The organism is Pseudomonas sp. P5_A2_2 (genome assembly GCF_054177685.1).
In genome coordinates this window covers 1-1,334 of sequence record NZ_JBGCUL010001140.1, presented here as the reverse complement: position 1 = coordinate 1,334, position 1,334 = coordinate 1, and the positions used below count along the sequence as shown (strand labels likewise).

2 protein-coding genes are annotated in these 1,334 nt (G+C 63.2%); both read right to left on the bottom strand.

Annotation, left to right across the window (positions count from 1 at the left end):
• Positions 1-922, bottom strand: a 922-nt coding sequence (locus ACXRVY_RS29525; protein ID WP_458239023.1) for an amidohydrolase, incomplete at its 3' end; no start/stop codon positions are given.
• On the bottom strand, positions 922-1,334 hold a 413-nt coding region (locus ACXRVY_RS29520), incomplete at its 5' end, for an antibiotic biosynthesis monooxygenase (protein WP_458239022.1). The genes ACXRVY_RS29525 and ACXRVY_RS29520, both read right to left, overlap by 1 nt.

Below are 1,334 nucleotides of genomic sequence, written 5' to 3'. Positions count from 1 at the left end.
CTTCGAAGTCCGCCGCCGAGAACACCAGCATTTCCCCGGCACCGTTGTGCCGCAGGTAATCGTCGCCCTGGTGCAGCTTCACGCTACCGGTCCAGTTCTTGAAGTCGGTCAACTCTTCCTTGGGCTTCTGGGTGAACAGGTTGTAGGCGATGCGCACGGTCAGTTGCTCATCCTTCGCCAACTGTTCGATCACCTGGTAATCGTCCGGGTAATTCTGGAAACCGCCGCCGGCATCGATGGCACTGGTCAGGCCCAGGCGATTGAGTTCGCGCATGAACTGGCGGGTCGAGTTGACCTGATACTCCAGCGGCAGCTTCGGCCCCTTGGCCAGCGTCGAGTACAGAATCATCGCGTTCGGCCGCGCCACCAGCATGCCGGTCGGCTCGCCGTTGGCGTCGCGCACGATCTCGCCACCCGGCGGGTTCGGCGTGTCGCGGGTGTAACCGGCTACGCGCAATGCGGCGCGGTTGAGCAAGGCACGGTCGTACAGGTGCAACACGAACACCGGGGTGTCCGGTGCCGCCTGGTTGAGCTCGGCCAGGGTCGGCATGCGCTTTTCCGCGAACTGGAATTCGTTCCAGCCACCGACCACCCGCACCCACTGCGGCGTCGGCGTACGGTCGGCCTGGTCCTTGAGCATGCGCAAGGCATCGGCCAGGGACGGTACACCTTCCCAGCGCAGTTCGAGGTTGTAGTTCAAGCCACCACGGATCAGGTGCAAATGCGAGTCGTTGAGCCCGGGAATCACACAGCGGCCCTTGAGGTCGATCACCTGGGTGTTCGAGCCCCGCAGGGCCATGGCCTGGGCATCGCTGCCCACCGCGACAAAACGCCCGTCGCTGATCGCCACGGCACTGGCGAGCGGTTTTTCGCGGTCAACGGTGTGGAATTGACCATTGAACAGAATCAGATCGGCGTTCATCACGGTTCCTCGTGCAAAGTAGCGGGAGACAGCCAGGGCGCAAACAGACGCGTCGCCATGGGCATGAAGATGTAAACCACCGATAGCACGATGGTCAGGGTGATCAGGAACGTGGCCACCACGTAATTGGAGAGCAAGGCGTTGAGCCGCAACAGCGGCCCCCAGAGCAGCGGCACCAGCAAGGTGTGCGGCAGGATCACCAGCAGCGTCACCACGGCCTGCTTCCAGCGCGGCGGTGGCGTCCCGGCTTCGGCCTGGGGCGAGAACCAGAACTCGTTGACCGGATTAACCTCTGTCTGGTCGCCGTCGGCGAGCATCGGCGCGGCTTGGTCGACCAGTTCCTGGCGTTGCGGTGAGTCGAGCCAGTTCTGCATCGCTTCGGTCGAGCAAAAGCGCAACACGCAGGTGTAGG